Here is a 20,685-nt window from a genome sequence, read left to right as displayed (position 1 = left end):
TCTCCTTCTCCGCGCTGATAGTCGCGGAATTCCCCAATCCTCGTGACGCTCCATGGCACCGCTGTGCCTTCGGCCTGGAGTTCTTCTGTCACGAGTTGTCAGGTACCCCCAGAACAAATGGAGTTTTCATCATGCGAACGTGGGCGAAGGGCTCTGCCCCCGCGGCTCTCCTCGCGGCCGGCGTCATGGCCCTCGGCACGGGGACCGCTGTCGCCGACACCGACGGTCAGAGCTCGGTCGGTGGCGGTAACCAGGTCAACCTGCCGGTGTCCCTCCCGATCGACCTGAGCGGCAACGCCATCGGGGTCGCGGGCGGCTCGACCGCCACGTCGAAGGGCGGCGCGTCCGTCGACAACAGCAACACCTCCGGCAAGGGCATCCAGGGCAGCACCTCCGGCAAGAGCAGCGTCCTGGGCGGCAACCAGGTGAACGCGCCGGTCAGCGCGCCGATCAACGCCTGTGGCAACGCGATCGCGCTGTTCGGCAACTCCGACGCCGGGTGCAAGGGCGGCTCGGAGGTCAAGACGTCCGGTCAGGGCGGCGCGGGCAAGAACACCACCAGCGGGGCCAACAGCCTGCTGGGCGGCAACCAGGTCACGGCGCCGATCACGGCTCCCGTCAACGCGTGCGGCAACGCGGTCGCGATCTTCGGTGACGCGGTCGCGGGCTGCAAGGGCGGCTCGACCGTCAAGAACACCGGCACCGGGCCGGGCGGCAACTCCACCTCCGGGCGCTCCGCCGCCCTCGGCGGCAACCAGGTCATCGCGCCGGTCAGCGCGCCGATCAACGTCTGCGGCGTCACCGTCGCGGTGTTCGGCGACGCGTTCTCGGGCTGCAAGGGCGGCTCGACCTCGACGAACGGCGACCCTGGTCCGAAATACCAGCACGGTCCCGGCAAGCCCGGCTCGACCGGCAACGACACCGACGGCCGCTTCGGCGCCGGCAGCGGCAATCAGGTGATCGCCCCGGTCAACCTGCCCGTCAACGTCTGCGGCAACGCCATCGGGGGCGCGCTGGCCGGATGCAAGGGCGGTTCCGAGGCGGTCAACACCACGCCGGGCACCGGCGCGGGCGGCAACACCACCGACGGCCGTTCGGGGGTCGTCGCGGGCAACCAGGTGATCGCGCCGATCACCGCGCCGATCAACATCTGCGGCAACGCGGTCGCGCTGTTCGGCGAGGCCTTCGCCGGGTGCAAGGGCGGCGCCACCGCCAAGAACGGCGGCAAGGGAGCGGGCGGCAACACCACCAGCGGCCGGTCCGGGGTCGCCGCGGGCAACCAGGTGATCGCGCCGATCACCGCGCCGATCAACGCGTGCGGCAACGCCGTCGCGGCGGCGGGCGGGGCCGAGGCCCACTGCACCGGCGACGTCTCCGCCGAGGGCGGGCCCGGCGGCGGTGGCAACAAGACCGACGGCAAGTCCGGCGTGCTCGCCGGGAACCAGATCATCGCGCCGATCACGGCGCCCATCAACGCGTGCGGCAACGCGGTCGCCGGGCTGGGCGACGCCGCCGCCGGGTGCCTCGGCGGCAGCAAGGTCGGCCGTTCGGTCAACCACACCACCGGCGACGGTTACGACAACCTGACCCAGAGCTGGGGCAAGGTCGACGCGGCCGAGACCTCCGGCCCGCTGCCCGCCCTGCCGGCGATGAGCTCGGCCCGTCAGCTCACCAAGATGAGCGCCGCCGGTCTGCCGCTGGTCGGCGACCTGCCCGGCATGCTCGGCCTCCCGGCGCTGCCCGGCCTGCCCGGCGCTCCGGCCGTCCCGGCCGCCGCTGCGGGCAAGAAGGCTCCCGCCAAGAACGCCCAGGCCAGCCCGCTGGCCCCGGTCACCGGTGCGGCCCAGGGCCTGCCGGTCGCGGGTTCGCTCGGTTCGGCCGCCTCGGCGCTGCCCGTCGGCGGGCTCGGCCTGATGAGCGCCGCCCAGCCTGACTCGATCACCGGCATGAACTCGGGTTCGCTGGCCGCCCTGCTGCTGGGTGCCATGTTCGCCGCCTCGGCCACCCTGTTCGCCGGCGCCCGCCGGCTGCGCTTCGGCCGCCGCAAGTAGGCCCTAAGTAAGACGTGCCGCCGCCGTCAGGCGGCGAGTCCACAAGGTGTCTCCCCCGGCCGGGCGGTTCCCGCTGGGGGAGGCGGGAAAGCTTTGCCCGTCTCGGGGGCGCGGCCCGGGGCGGGCAAAGCCATGTTTAAAGAGTGCTGACCGCGCGTATGATCTTCCGTCGCAGCCAGACCCTGCGGCTGCCGTCGGAATAGAGGCGCAGACGGTGGAGTTCCCAATGGCCGTATTCGGCATGTTCCGTCAGGAGTTGACGAGCCGCTTCACGCGAGGTTCCGCGTGGAAGGAAGAGCTCCATGTAGGAGTAGTCGAGCACAGCGATTAGTCTCCCGTTGGGGACGGTGGAGTCCGATGGGCTCTATTCTGCGTCCTCGTGGGATAACGGGTCCAGGTGGTTACAGACCGGGGCCCACCCGGGTAGCCCGAGGGGGAGGGCCGCTCGTGACGGGTTACCGTGAAAGGCCCACACCGACGGGGATAAGCAGCGAACAGCGAGGTAGGTAGCAGCGTGCCAGCGAACAACGGCAACGCCGGCGGAACCCGCCTGGTCATCGTCGAGTCGCCTGCCAAGGCGAAGACGATCGCCGGGTACCTCGGGCGCGGTTACGTCGTCGAGTCCAGCATCGGCCACATCCGCGATCTTCCGGGGAAGGGCGACACGATCCCCGAGGAGTACGCGAGCCAGGCCTGGGCCAAGCTCGGCGTGAACGTCGACGACGACTTCGAGCCGCTCTACATCGTGAACAGCGACAAGAAGTCGCAGGTCTCGAAGCTGAAGCAGCTTCTGAAAGAGGCCGACGAGCTCTACCTCGCGACGGACGAGGACCGCGAGGGCGAGGCCATCGCGTGGCACCTGCGCGAGGTGCTGAAGCCGAAGGTGCCGGTCCACCGCATGGTGTTCCACGAGATCACCCCGCAGGCGATCCGCGACGCCGTCGCCAACCCGCGCGACCTCAACTTGCGCCTGGTCGACGCGCAGGAGACCCGGCGCATCCTCGACCGTCTCTACGGTTTCGAGGTCAGCCCGGTCCTGTGGAAGAAGGTCAAGCAGGGGCTCTCGGCGGGCCGGGTTCAGTCGGTCGCGACGCGTCTGGTGGTCGAGCGGGAGCGTGACCGCATCGCGTTCACCAGCGCCTCCTACTGGGACCTGTCCGCCGTTTTCGACACCGGGCTCGACAGTGACGATCCCAGCCGCTTCGGTGCGACTTTGCTGTCCGTCGCGGGCAAGCGGGTCGCCCAGGGCCGCGACTTCGGCTCCGACGGCCGTCTGACCAGGCAAGACGTGCTCCACCTCGACCAGGCCGCCGCCACCGCGCTGGCCGGTCGGCTGAACGGGGCTTCTTATTCGGTACGTTCGGTCGAGCGCAAGCCGTACACGAGAAAGCCCTATGCGCCCTTCCGGACGACCACCCTCCAGCAGGAGGCGAGCCGGAAGCTCGGCTTCTCGGCGAAGTTCACCATGCAGGTGGCCCAGAAGCTCTACGAGAACGGGTTCATCACCTACATGCGAACCGACAGCATCACGCTGTCGGAGACCGCCGTGGCGGCGGCGCGCAGCCAGGCGATCAAGCTCTACGGCGCGGCCTACGTGCCCGACAAGCCGAGGGCCTACGCCAGCAAGGTCAAGAACGCGCAGGAGGCCCACGAGGCGATCCGCCCGTCGGGTGAGGAGTTCCGCACCCCCGGCGAGACCGGGCTCTCGGGCGACATGTTCCGCCTCTACGAGCTCATCTGGCAGCGCACCGTCGCGTCCCAGATGAAGGACGCCGAGGGCGAGTCGGTCTCGGTCCGCGTGCTGGCCGACCGTGAGCAGGCCGAGTTCAGCGCGACCGGCCGCACCATCACGTTCTACGGCTTCCTGAAGGCCTACGTCGAAGGGGCCGACGACCCGTCGACCGACCGCGACGACTCCGAGAAGCGGCTGCCCAACCTCGCCGAGGGCCAGGCGGTCGACATCCTGGAGCTCGCCCCGGCCGGGCACGCGACCAAGCCGCCCGCCCGCTACACCGAGGCGTCGCTGGTCAAGGAGCTGGAAGACCGCGAGATCGGGCGCCCGTCGACCTACGCGTCGATCATCGGGACGATTTTGGAACGCGGATACGTGTTCAAGAAGGGCACCGCGCTGGTGCCGTCGTTCCTGGCGTTCGCCGTGGTCAACCTGCTGGAGCAGCACTTCGGCAACCTGGTCGACTACGACTTCACGGCCGAGATGGAGAAGGTCCTCGACGACATCGCCAACGACCGCGCCGAGCGGGTGCCCGAACTGCGGCGCTTCTACTTCGGCGACGGCGGCGACGGCGACGAGGGTCTGAAAGACCTGGTCAGCGACCTGGGCAACATCGACGCCAAGGAGATCAGCTCGTTCCCGATCAAGGGAACCGACATCGTGATCCGGGTGGGCCGCTACGGCACCTACCTCGACCGCGAGGGCGCCAAGGTCAACGTGCCCAGCGACGTCACGCCCGACGAGCTGACCGCCGAGAAGGCCGAGGAGCTGTTCGCGCAGCCCTCCAGCGCCCGTGAGCTGGGCGCCGATCCGGCGACCGGGCATGCGATCTGGGTGCGCAACGGGCCCTACGGCCACTACGTGACCGAGGTGCTCCCCGAGGAGCCGGCGGCCGCCGACGCCCCGAAGAAGCGGGTGAAGAAGGCCGATCAGCCCAAGCCGCGCATCAGCTCGCTGTTCAAGACGATGGACCCGGAGACGATCACCCTCGAGGTGGCGCTGAAGCTGCTGACGATCCCCCGCGTGGTCGGGGAGATCGACGGCGAGGAGGTCGTCGCCCACAACGGCAAGTTCGGTCCCTACATCAAGAAGGGCACCGACTCCCGGTCGCTGACGGCCGAGGAGGAGCTGCTCACGATGACGATCGAGCAGGCCAGGGAGGTGTTCGCGCAGCCGAAGCAGCGGGGTCGCAGGGCCGCTGCCGCGCCGCTGCGCGAGCTGGGCGAAGACCCGGCGTCCAAGAAGCCGGTCGTGGTGAAGGAAGGCCGCTTCGGTCCCTACGTGACCGACGGCGAGACCAACGCGTCGCTGCGCAAGGGCGACACGGTCGAGGACATCACCATCGAGCGGGCGGCCGAGCTGCTCGCCGACCGTCGTGAGAAGGCTCCGGTCAAGAAGGCGCCCGCCAAGAAGGCTCCGGCGAAGAAGACCACCACCGCCACGAAGGCCAAGACGGCGGCGGCGAAGTCGACGACCACCAAGCCGACGGCTCGGGCCAACACCAAGGCGAAGTAGCCGTTTTACAGCTTGTCAGCCTGCGCGGTCCGCCGCGCAGGCCGCGGTTGTCCACAAGCGACAGCTTGTCCACAGGCGGCTCTCCCGGCTGCTGCGCGCGGGTTCTTTACTCGTAGCATGAGCGCGGTCCGTTAGGGGGTAACCGTGGGTTTTCTCGTCGTCGTGTTCGGCGTGGTCTTCGCCGTCCACTACTACCTCTACCGGCGGTTGATCCGATCGACGACCCTGCCGGGCCGGGCGCGCAAGGCCCTGACCGCGGTGCTGGTCCTGCTGCTCGTGCTGTTGCTCGTGGCGCTCGTCGGCACCCGCGTGGCGTCGTCGTGGATCGTCCACCTGCTGGCCTGGCCGGGGTTCATCTGGGTGGCGGTCATGTTCTACGTGACGCTGATCTGCCTGGCGCTGGAGATCCCCCGGCTGATCCTCAACCGCTTCTTCCGGGGCGACCCGGTCAAGGCCGCGCCGCCGCCCAAGGTCATCCCGGCGACGGTCGGGTCGTCGTCCGGGCCCAGGAAGATCGAGATCCAGGTCGAAGACGTCGTCGAGCCGCCCAAGCGGCCCGACCGGCGGTTGTTCATCAACCGCACGGCGGCCGTGGTGGCCGGGGTGGGCGCGGGCACGATCGTCGGGTTCGGCCTCAAGTCGGGGCTCGGCGATCCCGTGCTGGAGCGGGTGCCGATCAGGCTGGCGAACCTCGACCCCCGGGCCCACGGCCTGCGGATCGCCCTGGTCAGCGACATCCACCTGGGGCCGCTGACGGGCATCGCCCACACCGAGCGCATCGTCGACAAGATCAACCGATGCGACGCCGACATCGTGGCCATCGTGGGCGACCTCGTCGACGGGAGCGTGCGGGAGCTCGGCCATCTGGCCGCTCCGCTCCGCGACATCCAGGCTCGCCAGGGCAGCTATTTCGTCACCGGCAACCACGAGTACTACATCGAGGGCGGTCCCGCCGAGTGGATCGACACCCTGGAGGCCTACGGCATCCGCACGCTGGCGAACGAGCGTCTCTCGATCTACCACGACGGCGTCGAGGCGATCACGCTGGCCGGGGTGAACGACGTCAACGGCGCGACCATGGAGGCCGGTCCCGACCTCCATCCGGCGCTCTTCGGCCGGCCCGAGGGGGTGCCGACGGTCCTGCTGGCCCATCAACCGGTCATCGGGACCGAGGCGGCGTCGTGGGGGGTCGACCTCCAGCTCTCCGGCCACACCCACGGCGGCCAGATGGTGCCGTTCGACCAGATCGTGCCGCTCCAGCAGCCCGTGGTCCGAGGGCTCGACACGATCGGCGAGATGCAGATCTACGTCACCAGGGGCGCCGGGTTCTGGGGGCCGCCGGTCCGGGTCGGGGCGCCGCCCGAGGTCACCCTGATCCGGCTGGAGCGGGGCTGACGTGGCGACCCGGCGATGGGTTGGCGCTCCCGCCGAAGTCGTCGCCAACGCGCATGACTACTGCGGCACCACGCGGTTCGTAATACCCTCAGGCGATGAGCAGCCCGGACAAACCGGCCTGCTCAGCCCCCCACCCGCAGCGAGCACCTGGATACGCTGACACCATGAGCACCCCCGGCCGGGCCCGCAAGCCGTCCCACGTGCTGGCCATCGCTCCGTTCCGCCGCCTGTGGACCGCGATGTCCGTCGGCGGGCTGGGCGACTGGCTGGCCCTGATCGCGTTGACCGCCCTGGCCGGGACGCTCACCCAAGGAGACGGCTACCCGACGCAGAGCCTGGTGATCGGCGGGGTCTTCCTCGCCAAGCTGCTCCCGGCGGTGTTGCTCGGGCCGCTCGCCGGGCTGCTGGTCTCCAAGGTCGACTGGCGGCTGGCCATGGCCGCGGCCGACGCGGTGCGGTTCGTGGTGGTCCTGCTGGCGCTGGTCGTCGGCGGCCACCAGTGGCTCATCCTGGCGATGTTCCTGATCGAGTGCGCGTCGCTGGTGTGGAGCGCGGGCCGGGACGCCGCCGTCTCCGGGCTGGTGCCCGCCGCCCGGCGGGCCGACGCCGACCGGGTGGGCCTGCTCGCCTGGTACGCCATGGCCCCCCTCGCCGCGTTCCTGTTCGCCCTGATGGCGGGCCTGGTCAACGTGGTCACGGCGATCGTCCCCGGGTTCGGGCTCGGCGCCGGGAAGATCATGATCGTGGTGGCCGGGATCTGCTACCTCGCCACCGCCGCGCTGGTGTTCACCCTCGATCTGCGCAACGCGGGCGGGCGTCCCAAGCCGTCGGTGCTGACCCAGCTCGCCGACGGGTGGCGGCTCGCCACCGTGAACCGGGCCGTCAAGCGGCTCTACGTCGGCATGATCGGCGTGTTCGCCGCGGTCTCCATCGTGGTGGCCGTCGGCCGGGCCTACGTCGACGTGCTGGGCGGCGGTGACGCCGGATACGCCACGGTGTTCTGCGCCGTGTTCGCGGGGGCGGCCGCGGGCTCGTTCTTCGGGCTGCGGTGGCTCACCGAGTTGTCGCGGCGGCGGTTCTTCGGGCTCTCGATCATCCTGGCCGGGCTGACGGTCGCGGCCATGGCGCTGATCCACAACCTGGTGCTCGTGGCCGGGCTGACCTTCGTCTCCGGGGTGTTCGCCGGCATCGCCTGGATCATCGGCTTCACCACGATCGAGGCCGAGTCCGAGGGCCGGCGGCCGGTCGACTTCCTCCACGCCGTCACCCGGGTCGTGTTCCTGGGCGTGGTCGCCGTGGCGGCGCTGGTGGGCGCCTTCTTCGGCGAACACGAACTGGTCGTCGGAGATCTGGCCTACGCCTTCGACGGCGCCAACCTGGTGCTGCTCGTCGGGGCCGTGGCGGCCGTGGTGATCGGCGTCCTGTCGCTGCGGCGGCTCGACGACCGGCCCGAGGTGCCGCTGCGGGTCGACCTGGTGGCCGCGCTGCGCGGCGAGCGGTTCGCGCCCGAGCCCCAGGAAGAGGCGCCGGGCATGTTCATCGCCTTCGAGGGCGGCGAGGGCTCCGGCAAGACCACCCAGTCGCGGCTGCTCGCGATCTGGCTGCGCGACCAGGGGTTCGACGTCGTCCAGACCCGGGAGCCGGGGTCGACCAAGGTCGGCATGCGGCTGCGGGCGATCCTGCTCGACTCCACCCACCAGGGCCTGTCGGCCCACGCCGAGACGCTTTTGTACGCCGCCGACCGGGCCGAGCACGTCGAGAAGGTCATCAGGCCGGCGCTGGAGCGCGGGTCGATGGTCGTCTGCGACCGCTACGTCGACTCCTCGCTCGCCTACCAGGGGGCCGGACGTGTCCTCGGGACCGACGAGGTCGCCCAGGTCAACCAGTGGGCCACCGGCGGGCTGGTGCCCCATCTGACCGTGCTGGTCGACGTGCCGCCGTCGGTGGGCCTGCGGCGGCACGCCCACCCGGCCGACCGGATCGAGTCGGAGCCGCTCGACTTCCACGAGCGGGTGCGTTCGGAGTTCCGTGCGCTGGCCGCCCGCGACCCCGAGCGTTACTTCGTCGTCGACGGCACGCTCACCCAGCCCGAGGTGTCCCGGTTGATCCAGGATCGGGTGCGTGAGGTGCTGCCCGACCCGGTGCCCCGCGAGACCGAGGCCAACACCGGAACGATGCCCGCCATCAAGGACTAGCCTTTCCGGGTGGACGTGTTCGATGACCTCGTCGGCCAGGAACAGGCCGCGACGGTGCTGCGCCGGGCCGCCGCCGCTGCCGCCGAGGTGCTCGCCGGGGGCCGCGGCGCGGGCATGACCCACGCGTGGTTGTTCACCGGGCCGCCCGGCTCGGGGCGCTTCGACGCCGCCAAGGCCTTCGCCGCCGCCCTGCTCTGCCCCGATCGGGGCTGCGGCCACTGCGACGCCTGCCACCAGGTGATGATCGGCTCCCACCCCGACCTCGAGTCGGTCCGGCCCCAGGGGCTCTCGTACGGCGTGAAGCAGACCCGCGAGCTCATCCTCCGGGCCGCCGGGCGGTCGACGATGGGCCGCTGGCGGGTGGTGCTCTTCGACGACGCCGACCGGGCCACCGAGCAGGCCGCCAACGCCCTCCTCAAGGCCATCGAGGAGCCCCCGCCACGCACGGTGTGGCTGCTCTGCGCGCCGGCGCCCGACGACATGATCATCACCATCCGGTCGCGCTGCCGGGTGGTGACCCTGGTGACGCCGTCGAGCCAGGCGGTGGCCCACGCGCTCGTGACCCGCGACAGCGTGGCTCCCGGGGTGGCCGAGTCGGTGGCGCGCGCGGCTCAGGGCGACCTGGCTCGGGCCCGGCGGCTGGCGCTCGACGCGTCGGCCAGGGGGCGACGGGAGGCCGTACTGTCGATTCCCAAGAGCCTGACCAACGTCGGCGAGTGCATCGCCGCGGCCGAGAAGCTCGTGAAGACCGCCGACGAAGACGCCGCAGCGGCCACCGTCGAGCTCAACGAGAGCGAGATCGCCGAACTGCGGGCCATCTACGGCGAGGGCTCGACCGGGAAGGGCCTGAACAAGGGCCTGGTCAGGGGCGGCGCGGGCGCGCTGAAGGAACTCGAGACGGCGCAGAAGTCCCGGGCGACCCGGATCAAGCGCGAGTCGCTCGACACGGCGCTGCTCGACCTGATGGCCTTCTACCGCGACGTCCTGGCCGTGCAGTTCGGGGCGCCGGTCGAACTGGCCAACGGCGACCGGCGGGCCGAGCTGGAGGCGGCGGCGCGGGCGTCCAAGCCCGAAGAGACGCTGAAGCGCACGGCGGCGATCATGCGCTGCCGCGAGCGGCTGGCGGCCAACGTGAACCCGCAGATCGCCGTCGAGGCCCTGACCCTCGCCCTGTGGAAGCCGACCGGCTGACTCTGGACATTCGGCCGGGCGGGCGAGCAACCTCGGAGCATTCTGTACGTCTCTGAAGCATGCAGGCCGAAACGGTGGACATTGCCCTCTCCTCCGGTGATCGCGATGAGGCGATCAGCCGCCTCTACGAGGAGCATGCGCTCGGGCTGACCAGGCTGGCCCTGATCATGCTCGGCGACCGGGAGAGCGCGGAGGACGCCGTCCAGGACGCGTTCCTGGGGCTGCACCGGCGGTGGCGGCACCTGCGCGATCCGGCCGCGGCCGTGCCCTATCTGCGCAGTTCGGTGCTGAACAACGCGCGCAGCGTGCTGCGCCGAAGACGGTTGCCGTCGTGGTTCGCGGGGGCCTACGACCCACCCGTCTGGTCGGCGGAGTCGGCCGCGTTACTGGGGGCGGAGCGCCGGGAGGTCCTGGAGGGCCTGCACCGGCTGCCGCAGCGGCAGCGGGAGGCGCTGGTGCTGCGGTACTACGCCGAACTGTCGGAGGAGGAGACCGCCCAGGCGATGGGGGTCAGCCGGGGGACCGTCAAATCCACGACCTCCCGGGCACTCGACGCGCTGGGTCGCATTCTTGGAGAGAACGCATGAACGACGTCATTTCCCGCCTGAAGGACGCGACGACGGCCGCCGGCGACACGATCTCCACGGTGCCTCCGCTGCGGCTGGAGAAGGCCAGGAAGGGCTTTCTGGCGCCCCTGGCGGCGGCGCTGGCGGTCGGGCTGGCGATCGTGGGGAGCGTGGTGATGACACGCGGCGGGCTCGGCCAGACCGCGTCGACCACGGTGGCCCCCCGGTTCATCGTCCAGGTCAAGGACGAGTACGCGCTGATCGTCCGGGGGGCCGGCGACGGGGCCGAACTCGACCGGATCGAGGGGACGGCGGGGTGGTTCTACAACCAGGTCCAGGCCGCGCCGGACAATCGCACCTTCTACGCCTCCCAGAGCGGACCCGTGCTCTGCTCCAGCAGGATCGTCCGGTTCAGCGTGGACGACCAGGGCCGGGCCGGGCCGCTCAGCGAGGTGCCGGTCCGGCGGCCGGACCGGACCAGGATCAGCGCCTTCGCGGTGAGTGGCGACGGGACGAAGATCGTCCTCGGGGCGGTCCCCTGCGTCACCGACGGCGACGGGACCGGCTTCCTCGTGGTCGCCGACACCGGGTCGGGGAAGGACCGGCGGTTCCGGGTCGCGGCGCGGACCGGGTTCGCCGCGATCTCGACGAGTGACGACGGGTCGAAGATCGCGTACACGACGATGGCGGTGGACCACCAGGTGGCCGTCTCGGAACCGACGGTGATCGTGGCCCCGCCATCGGACATTTCGACGCCGCTGCCGAGTCCGCCGACGCACGAGCCCGCGGCGGTCATGTCCGTGGCTCCGGTCACGCCGACGCCGCTGCCGAATCCGCGGCCCACGGATGGGCCTGCGGCGGTCTGGCCCTCGCCATCGGTCCCGCTGACACCCGTTCCGAGCGCACCCCCGCCTTCCGGGGCGCCAGAGAGGCCGATGGTCGTCTCGGTGCCCACCCACACGGTGTCCGACCGTGGACCGTCCGGGAACGTGGTGGTCGTCGTCCCCTCTCCCGGGCCCATGCCGAGCGGAAACTTCGACGTGTATCCCGCGCCCACGAGCGTGCCACCCAGTCTGGGCACGCTGAAGGGGGTCGGTTCGTGCCGTTTCTTCGAGGTACGCGAGGTACTGGAGAACGGGGAGCTCGCGCCCAACCAGCTGCGCGCGCTCGACTGCGCCGACTCTCCCGAGATCTACGTGCTCGACACCGACGAGTCCGCCGACCCGCGCCGCGTGGTGCTGTCGGGTGAACTCGACGGTACGCGGGTGCAGTTCTACGGCGTGCGGATGTCGTCTGACGGCACCCGGCTGATCGCGGGCGTGGGCACCGGGATGACCACGCTCGGCGACCCCCGGGCCGCGGTCATGGCCTTCGATCCGGACGGCAGGGAACCCGCCGAGGTCCTCTACCGGGGCCGTGCCTGGTTGCGGGTCCTCGACCTGGCGCCCGGCGGAGGCCGGATCCTCGTCCAGAGCGAACTGGAGATCGGGGAGGTCTCGGAGAACGCGTACCGGAAGGTGATGGACATTCCCGGCCGTGTCATGGACGGAGTGGTTGCCTGGTAAAGAGGGCGCGTAGGGTGGCGGGAAGGCGCAACCACACGAGGAGGCCGGGCTCCCTTGGGCATGATGATGGCCGTGAGCTTCACCCGATACGGGCGGTTGTACTACCTCGATCCGGGTGGCCACTCTCCGAAGGTGGGCGATCGGGTCCTCGTGCCGACCGACGCCGGGTTCGAGGTCGCCGAGACGATCTGGGCCCCCCAGTGGGTCTCGGAGGACGTCGACGGCCTGCCCGTCTGCGGCGGCCTCGCGGGCGATGAGCACCTGACCCGCGACGAGTCCAACAAGCGCCGCCGCGCCGAGGCCCGCAGCGTGTCCAAGCGCCTGATCAAGCGCCACGACCTGCCGATGAAGGTGGTCGGCGTCGACTACATCGACGCCGACAACGTTTACACGGTCTACTTCTCGGCCCCCCATCGGGTTGACTTCCGCGCGCTCGTCCGCGACCTGGCCCGCAACCTGCGCGCCCGCGTCGAACTGCGCCAGATCGGCCCGCGCGACGAGGCCCGGCTCCAGGGCGGGATCGGCCCGTGCGGGCGCGACCTGTGCTGCGCGACCTTCCTGAAAGACTTCGAACCCGTTTCCGTACGCATGGCGAAAGACCAGGACCTCCCGGTCAACCCGCTGCGGATCGCGGGCGCGTGCGGTCGCCTGATGTGCTGCCTGAAGTTCGAGCACCCGCTCTACCAGGAGTTCCGCGCCGGAGCGCCTCGGGTCGGCCTGACCGTCGACACCCCGGAGGGCGCGGGGGTCGTCGTCGGCCACAACGTGCCGTCCGACTCGGTGATCGTGCGGCTCAACGACGGCGGCCGGCGGTGCGCGTGCTCCAAGGCGAGTGTGTGCGGCCCGCGGAAGGCGTACGAAGAAACCTACGAATCGTCGTGAGGCGACTGCTGCTGGCGCTGGCACTGCTGGCGGCCGGGTGCTCGGCGCCGGAGGCGTCGTCGTCGCCCACTGATGAGGGTCTTTCGTGGACGTCATGCCATGAGGGCCTGCAGTGCGCGACTCTGGCCGTACCGCTCGATTATGACCAGCCCGACGGCGAGAAGATCGAGATCGCGGTCGCGAAGCTCCCCGCCACCGGCGACCGCATCGGCTCGCTGCTGATCAACCCGGGCGGACCGGGCGGCTCGGGCATCGATTATGTACGGGATTCACCCGTCTCCGACACGCTGCGCCAGCGTTTCGACCTGGTCGGCTTCGACCCTCGGGGCGTGGGCGAATCGACGCCGCTGAAGTGCCTGTCGGAGGCCGAGGTCGAGTCCTACCTGTCGCTCGACATGACCCCCGACACGCCCGAAGAAGAGGCGGCCATGGTCGCCGGGGCGAAGAAGTTCGCCGAGGGCTGCCGCCAGAACAGCGGCGCACTCCTGGCTCACGTGGGCACCGCCGATGCGGCCCGCGACATGGACGTCCTGCGCGAGGCCCTCGGTGACGACAAGCTGACCTACCTCGGCAAGTCCTACGGGACCTACCTGGGGGCGGTCTACGCGCAACTGTTCCCCGACCGGGTGCGGGCGCTGGTCCTCGACGGCGCGGTCGACCCCCGGATCTCGGCCCTCGAACAGAACGCCGTGCAGGCCAAGGGCTTCGAGGTGGCGATGCGCGCCTTCGTCGAAGACTGCTTCACCGCCGCCGACTGCCCGTTCTCCTCCCGCACGGTCGAGGGCGCCCTCGACGAGATCTCCCGGCTGCTCCAGCGCGCCGACCTGCTGCCGCTGCGCAACCAGACCGACGCCCGGGTGATCAACGACACCTGGGCGGCCTTCGGCGTGATCACCCCGCTTTACGACCGCAACTCGTGGGAGATCCTGCGAGGGGCGCTCAAGGAGGCCTTCGCAGGGGACGGGACCCAGTTGTTGCGGATGGCCGACGTCCTGCTGGGGCGGCGCATCGACGGATCGTGGACCAACCAGACGGAGTCGAACAAGGCGGTCAACTGTATTGATCACGCCTATCCCGCGGAGGTGGCCGACTACGAGGCGGCGGCCAAGAAGGCGGCCGAGACGGCGCCCCGATTCGGGAAGTTCGTGATGTGGGACAGCCTGGCGTGCGCTTACTGGCCTGAGCGGTCTGCCGAGGCCGACCTGAAGATCACCGGGGCTGGGGCGGCGCCGATCCTGGTCGTGGGGACCACGCGGGATCCTGCTACGCCCTACGAGTGGTCGGAGGCGCTGGCTTCCGAGCTGGAGTCGGGGGTTCTGCTGTCTTATGACGGGGATGGGCACACGGCTTATCTGACGGGGTCGTCGTGCGTCGATCGGGCGGTGGACGGGTACCTGGTGGATCTTGCAGTGCCCAAGGAGGGGACGCGGTGTTGATCGTGGGCGCGGAGTAGGGGGCGGAGGCTGTACAGTAGGACTGCTGCTTGCCAGCATGCCGCCTTAGCTCAGTCGGCCAGAGCGACGCACTCGTAATGCGTAGGTCTGGGGTTCGATTCCCCAAGGCGGCTCTTTCGGAATGGCCCGTGGTCGACGCCCCTTCGGGGCGGCTTTCACGGGCCGTTCCTCATTTCTACGGAGGGCGACCCCCGAACCCCCGATACGAGAGGGCTGCGCCCCCTCGCGCTCCCCCTGGCCGCTTCGCGTCCTGGCATCGCTGGCGCTCTGGGTCGCTGCGCTCCCGGCGAAGGGCTTCGCCCCTCGCGCTCCCTGATATGGCCTCGCTTCGCTCGGGTTGTGCTCGCTTCGCTCGATTTTGATCTTGGGGTGTCATTTCAAACGTCCTGGGACTGGACGTGGTCGATGCCATTGACCTGGGAACCGACCTCAATTGCACCGAGACGGGTGGGTCGGCCTGGAGCAAGGTCGTGGCGTGGCTATGCCGGGCATGGCAGCGGTCGCCGGACGCCTTGATCGCCGTGGCATCAGCGCTCGCGGTAGATCGGTTGGCCCTATCCGGTGGTGCAGACGTGGAGAACGGGAGTAGCCACCAACGGCGACCTCGAATGTCGTGACGGGATGGGCTTTCATGGCACCTGCCCGAATGAGCCGACCTTGCTACGGTTTCCGGCATGCTGCCGAGGCGCCTGGACATCATCGACGCCGTTGAGGCGGTTGGGCTCGCGGGTGTGGGGGCCGAGGCGTTCAGTGCCGGCGGCGCCGAGTTCGTTGTCGGACTGGACGGCACGGTGATCATCGTGGCGGCCGTGGACGATCCGGCCGTCAGCGGAGTGTGGAGCAGTGAGACGTTCAGGCTGCTCGGCCCCATTCCCCGGGCTGTCGGTCGCCGGTGGGTGGGGCCTGACCCCCAGCTGATTCATCTCTTTGTCCGGGTGGAGCGAGGTGTGCTCTACCTCGGTGACGGGCACCACGGGGTCAGCGGCTGGACCGACAGCGTGCTCACGGACTGTGATCTGCGGATCGATCCGCCGCTGAGTGTCGAGGTGCTCGACCGGGTGCGCCCGCCGAGCACGCCTGCCGCTCTGCCCGATTTGGAGTGGCTTGAGCACGTCAACGGTGACCGCGCCACGGCGTTGCGGCTGTTCGTTGAGGGCTGGCACCCTGCGCCCGGCCCGGCTGCGGAACCGGTCGTGCCATCGGGCCCCGTCCCTGCGGCGCTGGCCGAGTTCTACCGGCTTGCCGAAGGTCGGCCGCAGGTCCTCGGTGTGCAGAATTTCATCTGCCCCGCGAGTGGGCTGAGCACCGACGGTGAAGGACTGCTGCTGTTCGGCCATGAGAATCAAGGTGGCTTCGAATGGTTCCTCGACCCGGCTGAGGACGACCCGGTCGTGTGGACGGTCGAGGATCCCAGCGAACGGCAGGCCGAACGTGAACGCCTGAGCGGCTTCCTGATCCAGTTCTCGTTGTTCGAAGCCGTGATGAGCGCGCCGTACAAGGCCTGGAGTGACCGCGTACCGGAGCCGATGGCCGACGAACTGACCCGCGGGCTGCGCCGGGTGCCGCTCAAGACCTGGATGTGGCCGCTCTTCCAGACGTCTTTCTACGTCGCGCCGGGTCTGGTCGTCGCCGAGGGCAGGAACGAGGACGAGGAGTGTTACGTCTTGGTAGGGGTTGTGCACCGCAGCCTGTTGCGTCCGCTGACCGACTGCGGCATCCAGTGGCAGTACTTCGAAGGCTAATGGACTGCTCGAACCGGTGCTTTGGTGAAGATGACGACGGCGGATGCTTCGGCCCGACGAACTACGTGAGCCTAGACGCGCAGGGTGATCGCGGGGTCGGCGTCGCCGAGGCGAGCGGCGACGTGGACGGGACGCTGGTCAGGAGCAGGGTCGTGGCGTGGATGTGGGGCGGACCTCCCGATCTCGACTCCATTCAGCAGGAATTGCGTGCACGGGAGTCATTAAAGATCGGGTGTTGTGGAACGGCGCAACAGCAGTGGTATGGGGTTTTCGCACTTCCTCTATGAAGTCCTCCGCAGCCAACCGAGTCTTCCTCAGAAGTGGGGGCGAAACGGCAGCCGAAGACCTTCCGGGCTGTGGCATGCCGGTTGAGCGCATCTCCGTAGACGACCTGTGTGGGATTTGCCCAGGTCTCTTGACGCCCCTGCGGCTTCGACCTCTTCCTGTCGCCCGTGCCGCCATGCGGCGTGTTCGCCGCCCTCGTAACCGGCACGAGTCTCCGAGGTCTGTCATTCCAAAACCGACCTTTGAGCCCTCGACCAGGCGACCACACTAGATCCCATCTCGTAGTCGCTCACTGGTCCCGAGTGAATCGCGAGCTTGATCACGCGCCGGAGAGACCGGCTTGTCGTAATCCTCCACGGCGAATCATGTGCTATTTGAAATCCATAGAAGGAGTTCTGGTAGGCATGCAGTCGCCGTTTAGCAGACGACGATCCCTGGCCGAATTGCGATAAACAACGCTCGCTGATCTCGTATTTGACGTCGCGAGTTTCGGACACGGAGAGCCTAAACGGCTGACGAAGGTGCCGAGAAGTTCGACTGAGCAAAACCGACTGTAGGGCCAGGATGCTGGGCAGTGCCCCGCGAAGCTCTACCCGATAGGGTCATCACAAAACCATCGGGTCGGGCGACCGAATCAATTAACGTACAGATGCTATCTGAGCTGCGATTCGGTGTGACTTCTTAACCTAAATGCTCGTGTTGCCATGGAGTAAGACTCTTCGATCTTGACTTCAAAAGAAGAAATTGTCATGATCACCTAGGTCAAGAGCTGCGGGCGAAAATCCTTAGCCTCCGCCCGCAGCACATCTTTTCGATGCACGGAAAGGGTATCGCAATGGAGTCCAATCGTGGCCGCTTCCTGATAAAGAAGACTGGTCTGCTCGTCGGGGGTGTCATCGGTGCCGCCGCCCTTCTGCCCGTGTTCGGCGCGTCCGCGCTGAGCGCGACCGAGGACTACGCCCACGCCTACACCTCGGGCACGCGGGTGGTGCTGCAGAACAACAGCTGGCAGACCAACCCGGGCCACACGTACGCCAACTACACCCGCAGCGGCTCGGGAAGCTCGGTGTTCAACCTCAACAACCCCAATTGGGGAACCTCCGTCCAGAGCGGCACGGGAACCACGGTGACCAGCCTGCGCGCGTGCGTCAGCATTCCGGTACTCCCGGATGACTGCAGCGCCTGGGACGAGTAGCAATACTTAATGCCGGGCGGAGTCGCTGCTCCGCCCGGCATTTCTCGACTGTGCAGAAGGCGAGTTTCATGGTCAGCCGTGTTCACGGGCGTTCGGTACTGAGGATCGAGAAGCTGCGATTGGCGGTTTCCGGTCGCCACCTGTTCGGGACGCTTTCATGTGAGCTCCGATCGGGAGAATCGGCGGTTCTCTGCGGGCCCAGCGGGACCGGTAAGACCACCCTGCTGAACTGCATCATGGGGCTCACCACGCCCGACGACGGAGCGATCTACGTCGCCGGGGAGAACATCCTCGAGATGCCCAAGCGGCGTCTGGCTGAGCACCGGCGCACGTACATCGGCATGGTCTTTCAATTCGGGGAGTTGCTGCCTGAATTGTCGCCGGTCGAGAATGTGGCCATCGCGGCGCTGCTGGCCGGGCAACCGCGCAGGAAGGCTTATCAGGACGCCGAGGCGCTGCTCGGTGACCTGGGTGTGCCGGTCTCCGGAACGCCGACGGGGCTGTTGTCCGGCGGGGAGCGGCAGCGCACGGCCGTTGCGCGGGCGTTGATCACTGAGCCTGTGCTGCTGCTCGCCGACGAACCCACCGGCGCGCTCGACCGGGAGGCCCGCGAGTCGGTGGCGGACTTGCTGTTCACCCTGCCGCGCGTGCGTGACTGCGCGCTGCTCGTGGTGACCCACGACGAGGCGGTGGCCGGCCGGGCCGATCGTAGATTCGACCTGCGTGGCGGCGATCTGGCGGAGACCAGGGCATGAGCCCTCTGTGGCGGCAACTGCTGCGCATCGGGTTCGCGGCCGGGAGGGGCGCGCCGGGAAGTCGGATCAGGTTCGCCGGGCTGCTGCTGGCCTCGGCGGTGTTGACGACGACGATGCTGGCCGGCCTCGTCGTCGTGGCGACTTATGACGGTCGTGCGCAGCGGGACGCGGCGCGCGGGCCGGTGCCCGCGGGCGACGGCGTGCGCGCTCCTGCCGCGTGGCTGAACATCAACAGGGACGCTGTCGGAACCGTGCCGCACTCGGTGATCCATGTGGAGCCGCTCGCCGAGTCCATCGATCCGCCACCTGGACTGCCTCGCTGGCCCGAACGGGGTGAGGTGTTCCTATCGCCGGCGCTCCTGGAAGCCGGCTCCAGCGAGCGCATTCTGCACAGGTACGGGACGTTCGCCGGGCTCATCGGAGATGCGGGGCTGTCTTCTCCGGGCGAGCGGTTGGCGTACGTGCGGCCCGACGTCGACGGCGGGTATGAGGGCTGGCGCGGGATCAAGCGGTTCGGCGGGGTCGACACCATGCTGATCGGCGACTCACGGGATGTCGCGCCGATCGGACAGTTCCTCACCATGTTGGCGGCCACGTTGGGTGTCGCGGCGGCTGTTCTGCTGGTCGTCGCCGTTCGATCCGGGTCTGCGGCCAGGGATCGGCGGACGGAGCTGCTGGCGGCCCTGGGCGCTTCGTGGCGACACCGGGCTCTGCTGAACGTGGGTGAGGGCGTCGTTCCGGCGCTGGCCGGTGCGGTGATCGGTCTGACGCCCTACCTGGTCACCTTGATTACCGACGTCCGGCTGCCGGGGCCGGGGTTTGTGATCGACTCCGACGACACTCGCGCGTGGTTGTGGGCCGTTCCGCCGACTGTGGCCGGCTCTGTCGTCTTCGTGCTGCTGGCCATCGTGACGCTGCACCGCGTGGACGCGGCCGGCCGATCGGGGCGTCCCCGGACGTTCGCGGGGCGGGTGCCCCGGTGGAGGCTCGTCGCGGGGGTGGCCGGGCTGGTGGGGGTCGTGATCACCCCTTACCTGCCGCGCATGTTCGGGTTCCTGGCCTATCTCGGCGGCACGGCGGTGTTGTGGGCCGCGCTTCCTTCGGCGTCGGCGATCGTGATCCAGCGGTTCGGCGGCGCGATGGCAGCACGGGCGGCGAAAGCGGGGTACGTGGCGATGCTGATCGCGGGGAGGTGGACGGCCGCGCGTCCTGGCATCGTCGTCCGCCTGACCGGGGTGATCGTCATCGGGATCGGGATCGTCGTACAGGCTCAGGTGTGGACGAGCAGACTCGGCGACTCGTCAGAGAGAGCCCTCGAATTCCAGCGAAGTCTCCAGGACAGCGTTCTGGTCGTCAGCTCTCCTTACCTCGACCGGGAGTCGATCGAGTCCTTCGCCGGGGATCTCCCGGTGGGCTCGGCGCTGCTGGGTGTGGTGGCTCCGGAGGATGAGACACAGCCGAGACGGCTCTGGGGGTCGTGCGCTGCCCTGGACGGGCTGGTGGCGGACTGTGCCGGGAATCGGGTGTCGTTGCGGGACGGCGATATCCGGGCGCAGACGCTGTTCGGTCAATTCCGGCGGAGCGGCGACGACGTGCACGTGCGCCTGACGAATGAGCGAAGCGCTTGGCCGCGGGTTCAGGAACTCGTCGTCGTCTCGGCGGTCGGGACAGGCGGGCTGGCTGCGCACGTGAACGAGGAGGCGCATCGGGCGTTCGCCATGGCGGAGCTGAACCGCCCCGGAGACTCTTGGGCGCAGGGGTCGAATCGGTTGACGACCATCTCCGCTTGGGTGGTTTTCCTGGTCACGATCGTGCTGAGTGTGCTCTTGACGGCCATGGGGTTCAGTTCGGCGGCCGAGTTCCTGACGTTCACGGCCGCGCTGGCACCGTTGACCGTGCTCACCGAGCGGCGCCGGTTTGTGTTCGGCGTGGCCGCCTGGAACCTCGTGGTCCCGTGCCTGATCGCGGTCTCGGCCGGGGTGGCGATAGCGGCTTGGCAGGGCAACTTCTTCGTGGCGATGTCGAGGTCGGGAGAGTTGTCGTGGAGCCTGCTGGTGAACGTGGCCGTGACGGCCGCGGTGTTCTCGATCGCCATCGGAGTCGCCGGCGGTGCGAACGCCGTCCGCGGCGCGGCCCGCTGGCGCCCCGTGGCCGACTGAGTC

14 protein-coding genes and 1 tRNA gene are annotated in these 20,685 nt (G+C 69.2%); 14 read left to right on the top strand and 1 reads right to left on the bottom strand.

The annotated features are described in order from the left end of the window. Nucleotides 1-131 precede the first annotated feature (131 nt). Nucleotides 132-2,051, top strand: a complete 1,920-nt coding sequence (locus AW274_RS07625; RefSeq protein WP_062430384.1) for a chaplin family protein — start codon at nt 132-134, stop codon at nt 2,049-2,051. A 136-nt stretch (nt 2,052-2,187) separates the two neighbouring features. Here the strand turns inward: AW274_RS07625 and AW274_RS41835 are convergent, their stop codons facing one another. Continuing rightward, nucleotides 2,188-2,373: a DUF5703 family protein gene (locus tag AW274_RS41835; RefSeq protein WP_081898449.1), complete on the bottom strand. Its 186-nt coding sequence runs from the start codon at nt 2,371-2,373 to the stop codon at nt 2,188-2,190. A gap of 192 nt (nt 2,374-2,565) precedes the next feature. Between AW274_RS41835 and topA the strand changes: the two genes are divergently transcribed. From topA to AW274_RS07560, 13 genes are all read left to right on the top strand, one after another. After that, nucleotides 2,566-5,298, top strand: coding sequence for a type I DNA topoisomerase (gene topA, locus AW274_RS07620; RefSeq protein WP_062430383.1), 2,733 nt, complete (start codon nt 2,566-2,568; stop codon nt 5,296-5,298). 144 nt (nt 5,299-5,442) lie between these two features. Further along, nucleotides 5,443-6,693, top strand: a complete 1,251-nt coding sequence (locus tag AW274_RS07615; protein ID WP_062430382.1) for a metallophosphoesterase — start codon at nt 5,443-5,445, stop codon at nt 6,691-6,693. Nucleotides 6,694-6,857: 164 nt separating this feature from the next. Continuing rightward, nucleotides 6,858-8,888, top strand: coding sequence for a dTMP kinase (gene tmk / locus AW274_RS07610; RefSeq protein ID WP_062430381.1), 2,031 nt, complete (start codon nt 6,858-6,860; stop codon nt 8,886-8,888). Between the two features lie 9 nt (nt 8,889-8,897). Continuing rightward, nucleotides 8,898-10,079, top strand: coding sequence for a DNA polymerase III subunit delta' (locus AW274_RS07605; protein ID WP_062430380.1), 1,182 nt, complete (start codon nt 8,898-8,900; stop codon nt 10,077-10,079). 74 nt (nt 10,080-10,153) lie between these two features. Next, on the top strand, nt 10,154-10,666 hold the full coding sequence (locus tag AW274_RS07600; protein ID WP_232320028.1) for a SigE family RNA polymerase sigma factor: 513 nt from the start codon (nt 10,154-10,156) through the stop codon (nt 10,664-10,666). After that, nucleotides 10,663-12,210, top strand: a complete 1,548-nt coding sequence (locus AW274_RS07595) for a hypothetical protein (RefSeq protein ID WP_062430378.1) — start codon at nt 10,663-10,665, stop codon at nt 12,208-12,210. Before AW274_RS07600 ends, AW274_RS07595 begins: the two co-directional genes overlap by 4 nt. A gap of 66 nt (nt 12,211-12,276) precedes the next feature. Next, the gene (locus tag AW274_RS07590) at nt 12,277-13,092 is read left to right on the top strand and encodes a PSP1 domain-containing protein (RefSeq protein ID WP_232320115.1); all 816 of its coding nucleotides are present in this window, start codon (nt 12,277-12,279) and stop codon (nt 13,090-13,092) included. Further along, nucleotides 13,089-14,528: an alpha/beta hydrolase gene (locus tag AW274_RS07585; protein WP_157519881.1), complete on the top strand. Its 1,440-nt coding sequence runs from the start codon at nt 13,089-13,091 to the stop codon at nt 14,526-14,528. The genes AW274_RS07590 and AW274_RS07585 overlap by 4 nt, the downstream gene beginning before the upstream one ends. Before the next feature lie 57 nt (nt 14,529-14,585). Next, nucleotides 14,586-14,659, top strand: a tRNA-Thr gene (locus tag AW274_RS07580). A gap of 561 nt (nt 14,660-15,220) precedes the next feature. Next, a complete protein-coding gene (locus tag AW274_RS07575; RefSeq protein ID WP_062430375.1) occupies nt 15,221-16,288 on the top strand; it encodes a hypothetical protein in 1,068 nt (355 codons plus the stop codon). Nucleotides 16,289-17,408: 1,120 nt separating this feature from the next. Then, nucleotides 17,409-17,768 (top strand): hypothetical protein, encoded by a 360-nt coding sequence (locus tag AW274_RS07570; RefSeq protein ID WP_062430374.1) that lies wholly within the window; start codon nt 17,409-17,411, stop codon nt 17,766-17,768. Nucleotides 17,769-17,836: 68 nt separating this feature from the next. Next, entirely contained in the window at nt 17,837-18,523 is a 687-nt protein-coding gene (locus AW274_RS07565) for an ABC transporter ATP-binding protein (protein WP_062431764.1), read from the top strand. Continuing rightward, nucleotides 18,520-20,682, top strand: coding sequence for a hypothetical protein (locus AW274_RS07560; protein ID WP_062430373.1), 2,163 nt, complete (start codon nt 18,520-18,522; stop codon nt 20,680-20,682). Before AW274_RS07565 ends, AW274_RS07560 begins: the two co-directional genes overlap by 4 nt. The last annotated feature ends 3 nt before the right edge of the window (nt 20,683-20,685 follow it).

Origin of the sequence: Herbidospora daliensis, from assembly GCF_001570585.1 — a bacterium.
Lineage (GTDB): Bacteria > Actinomycetota > Actinomycetes > Streptosporangiales > Streptosporangiaceae > Herbidospora > Herbidospora daliensis.
This window is presented reverse-complemented; position numbering and strand designations above follow the sequence as displayed.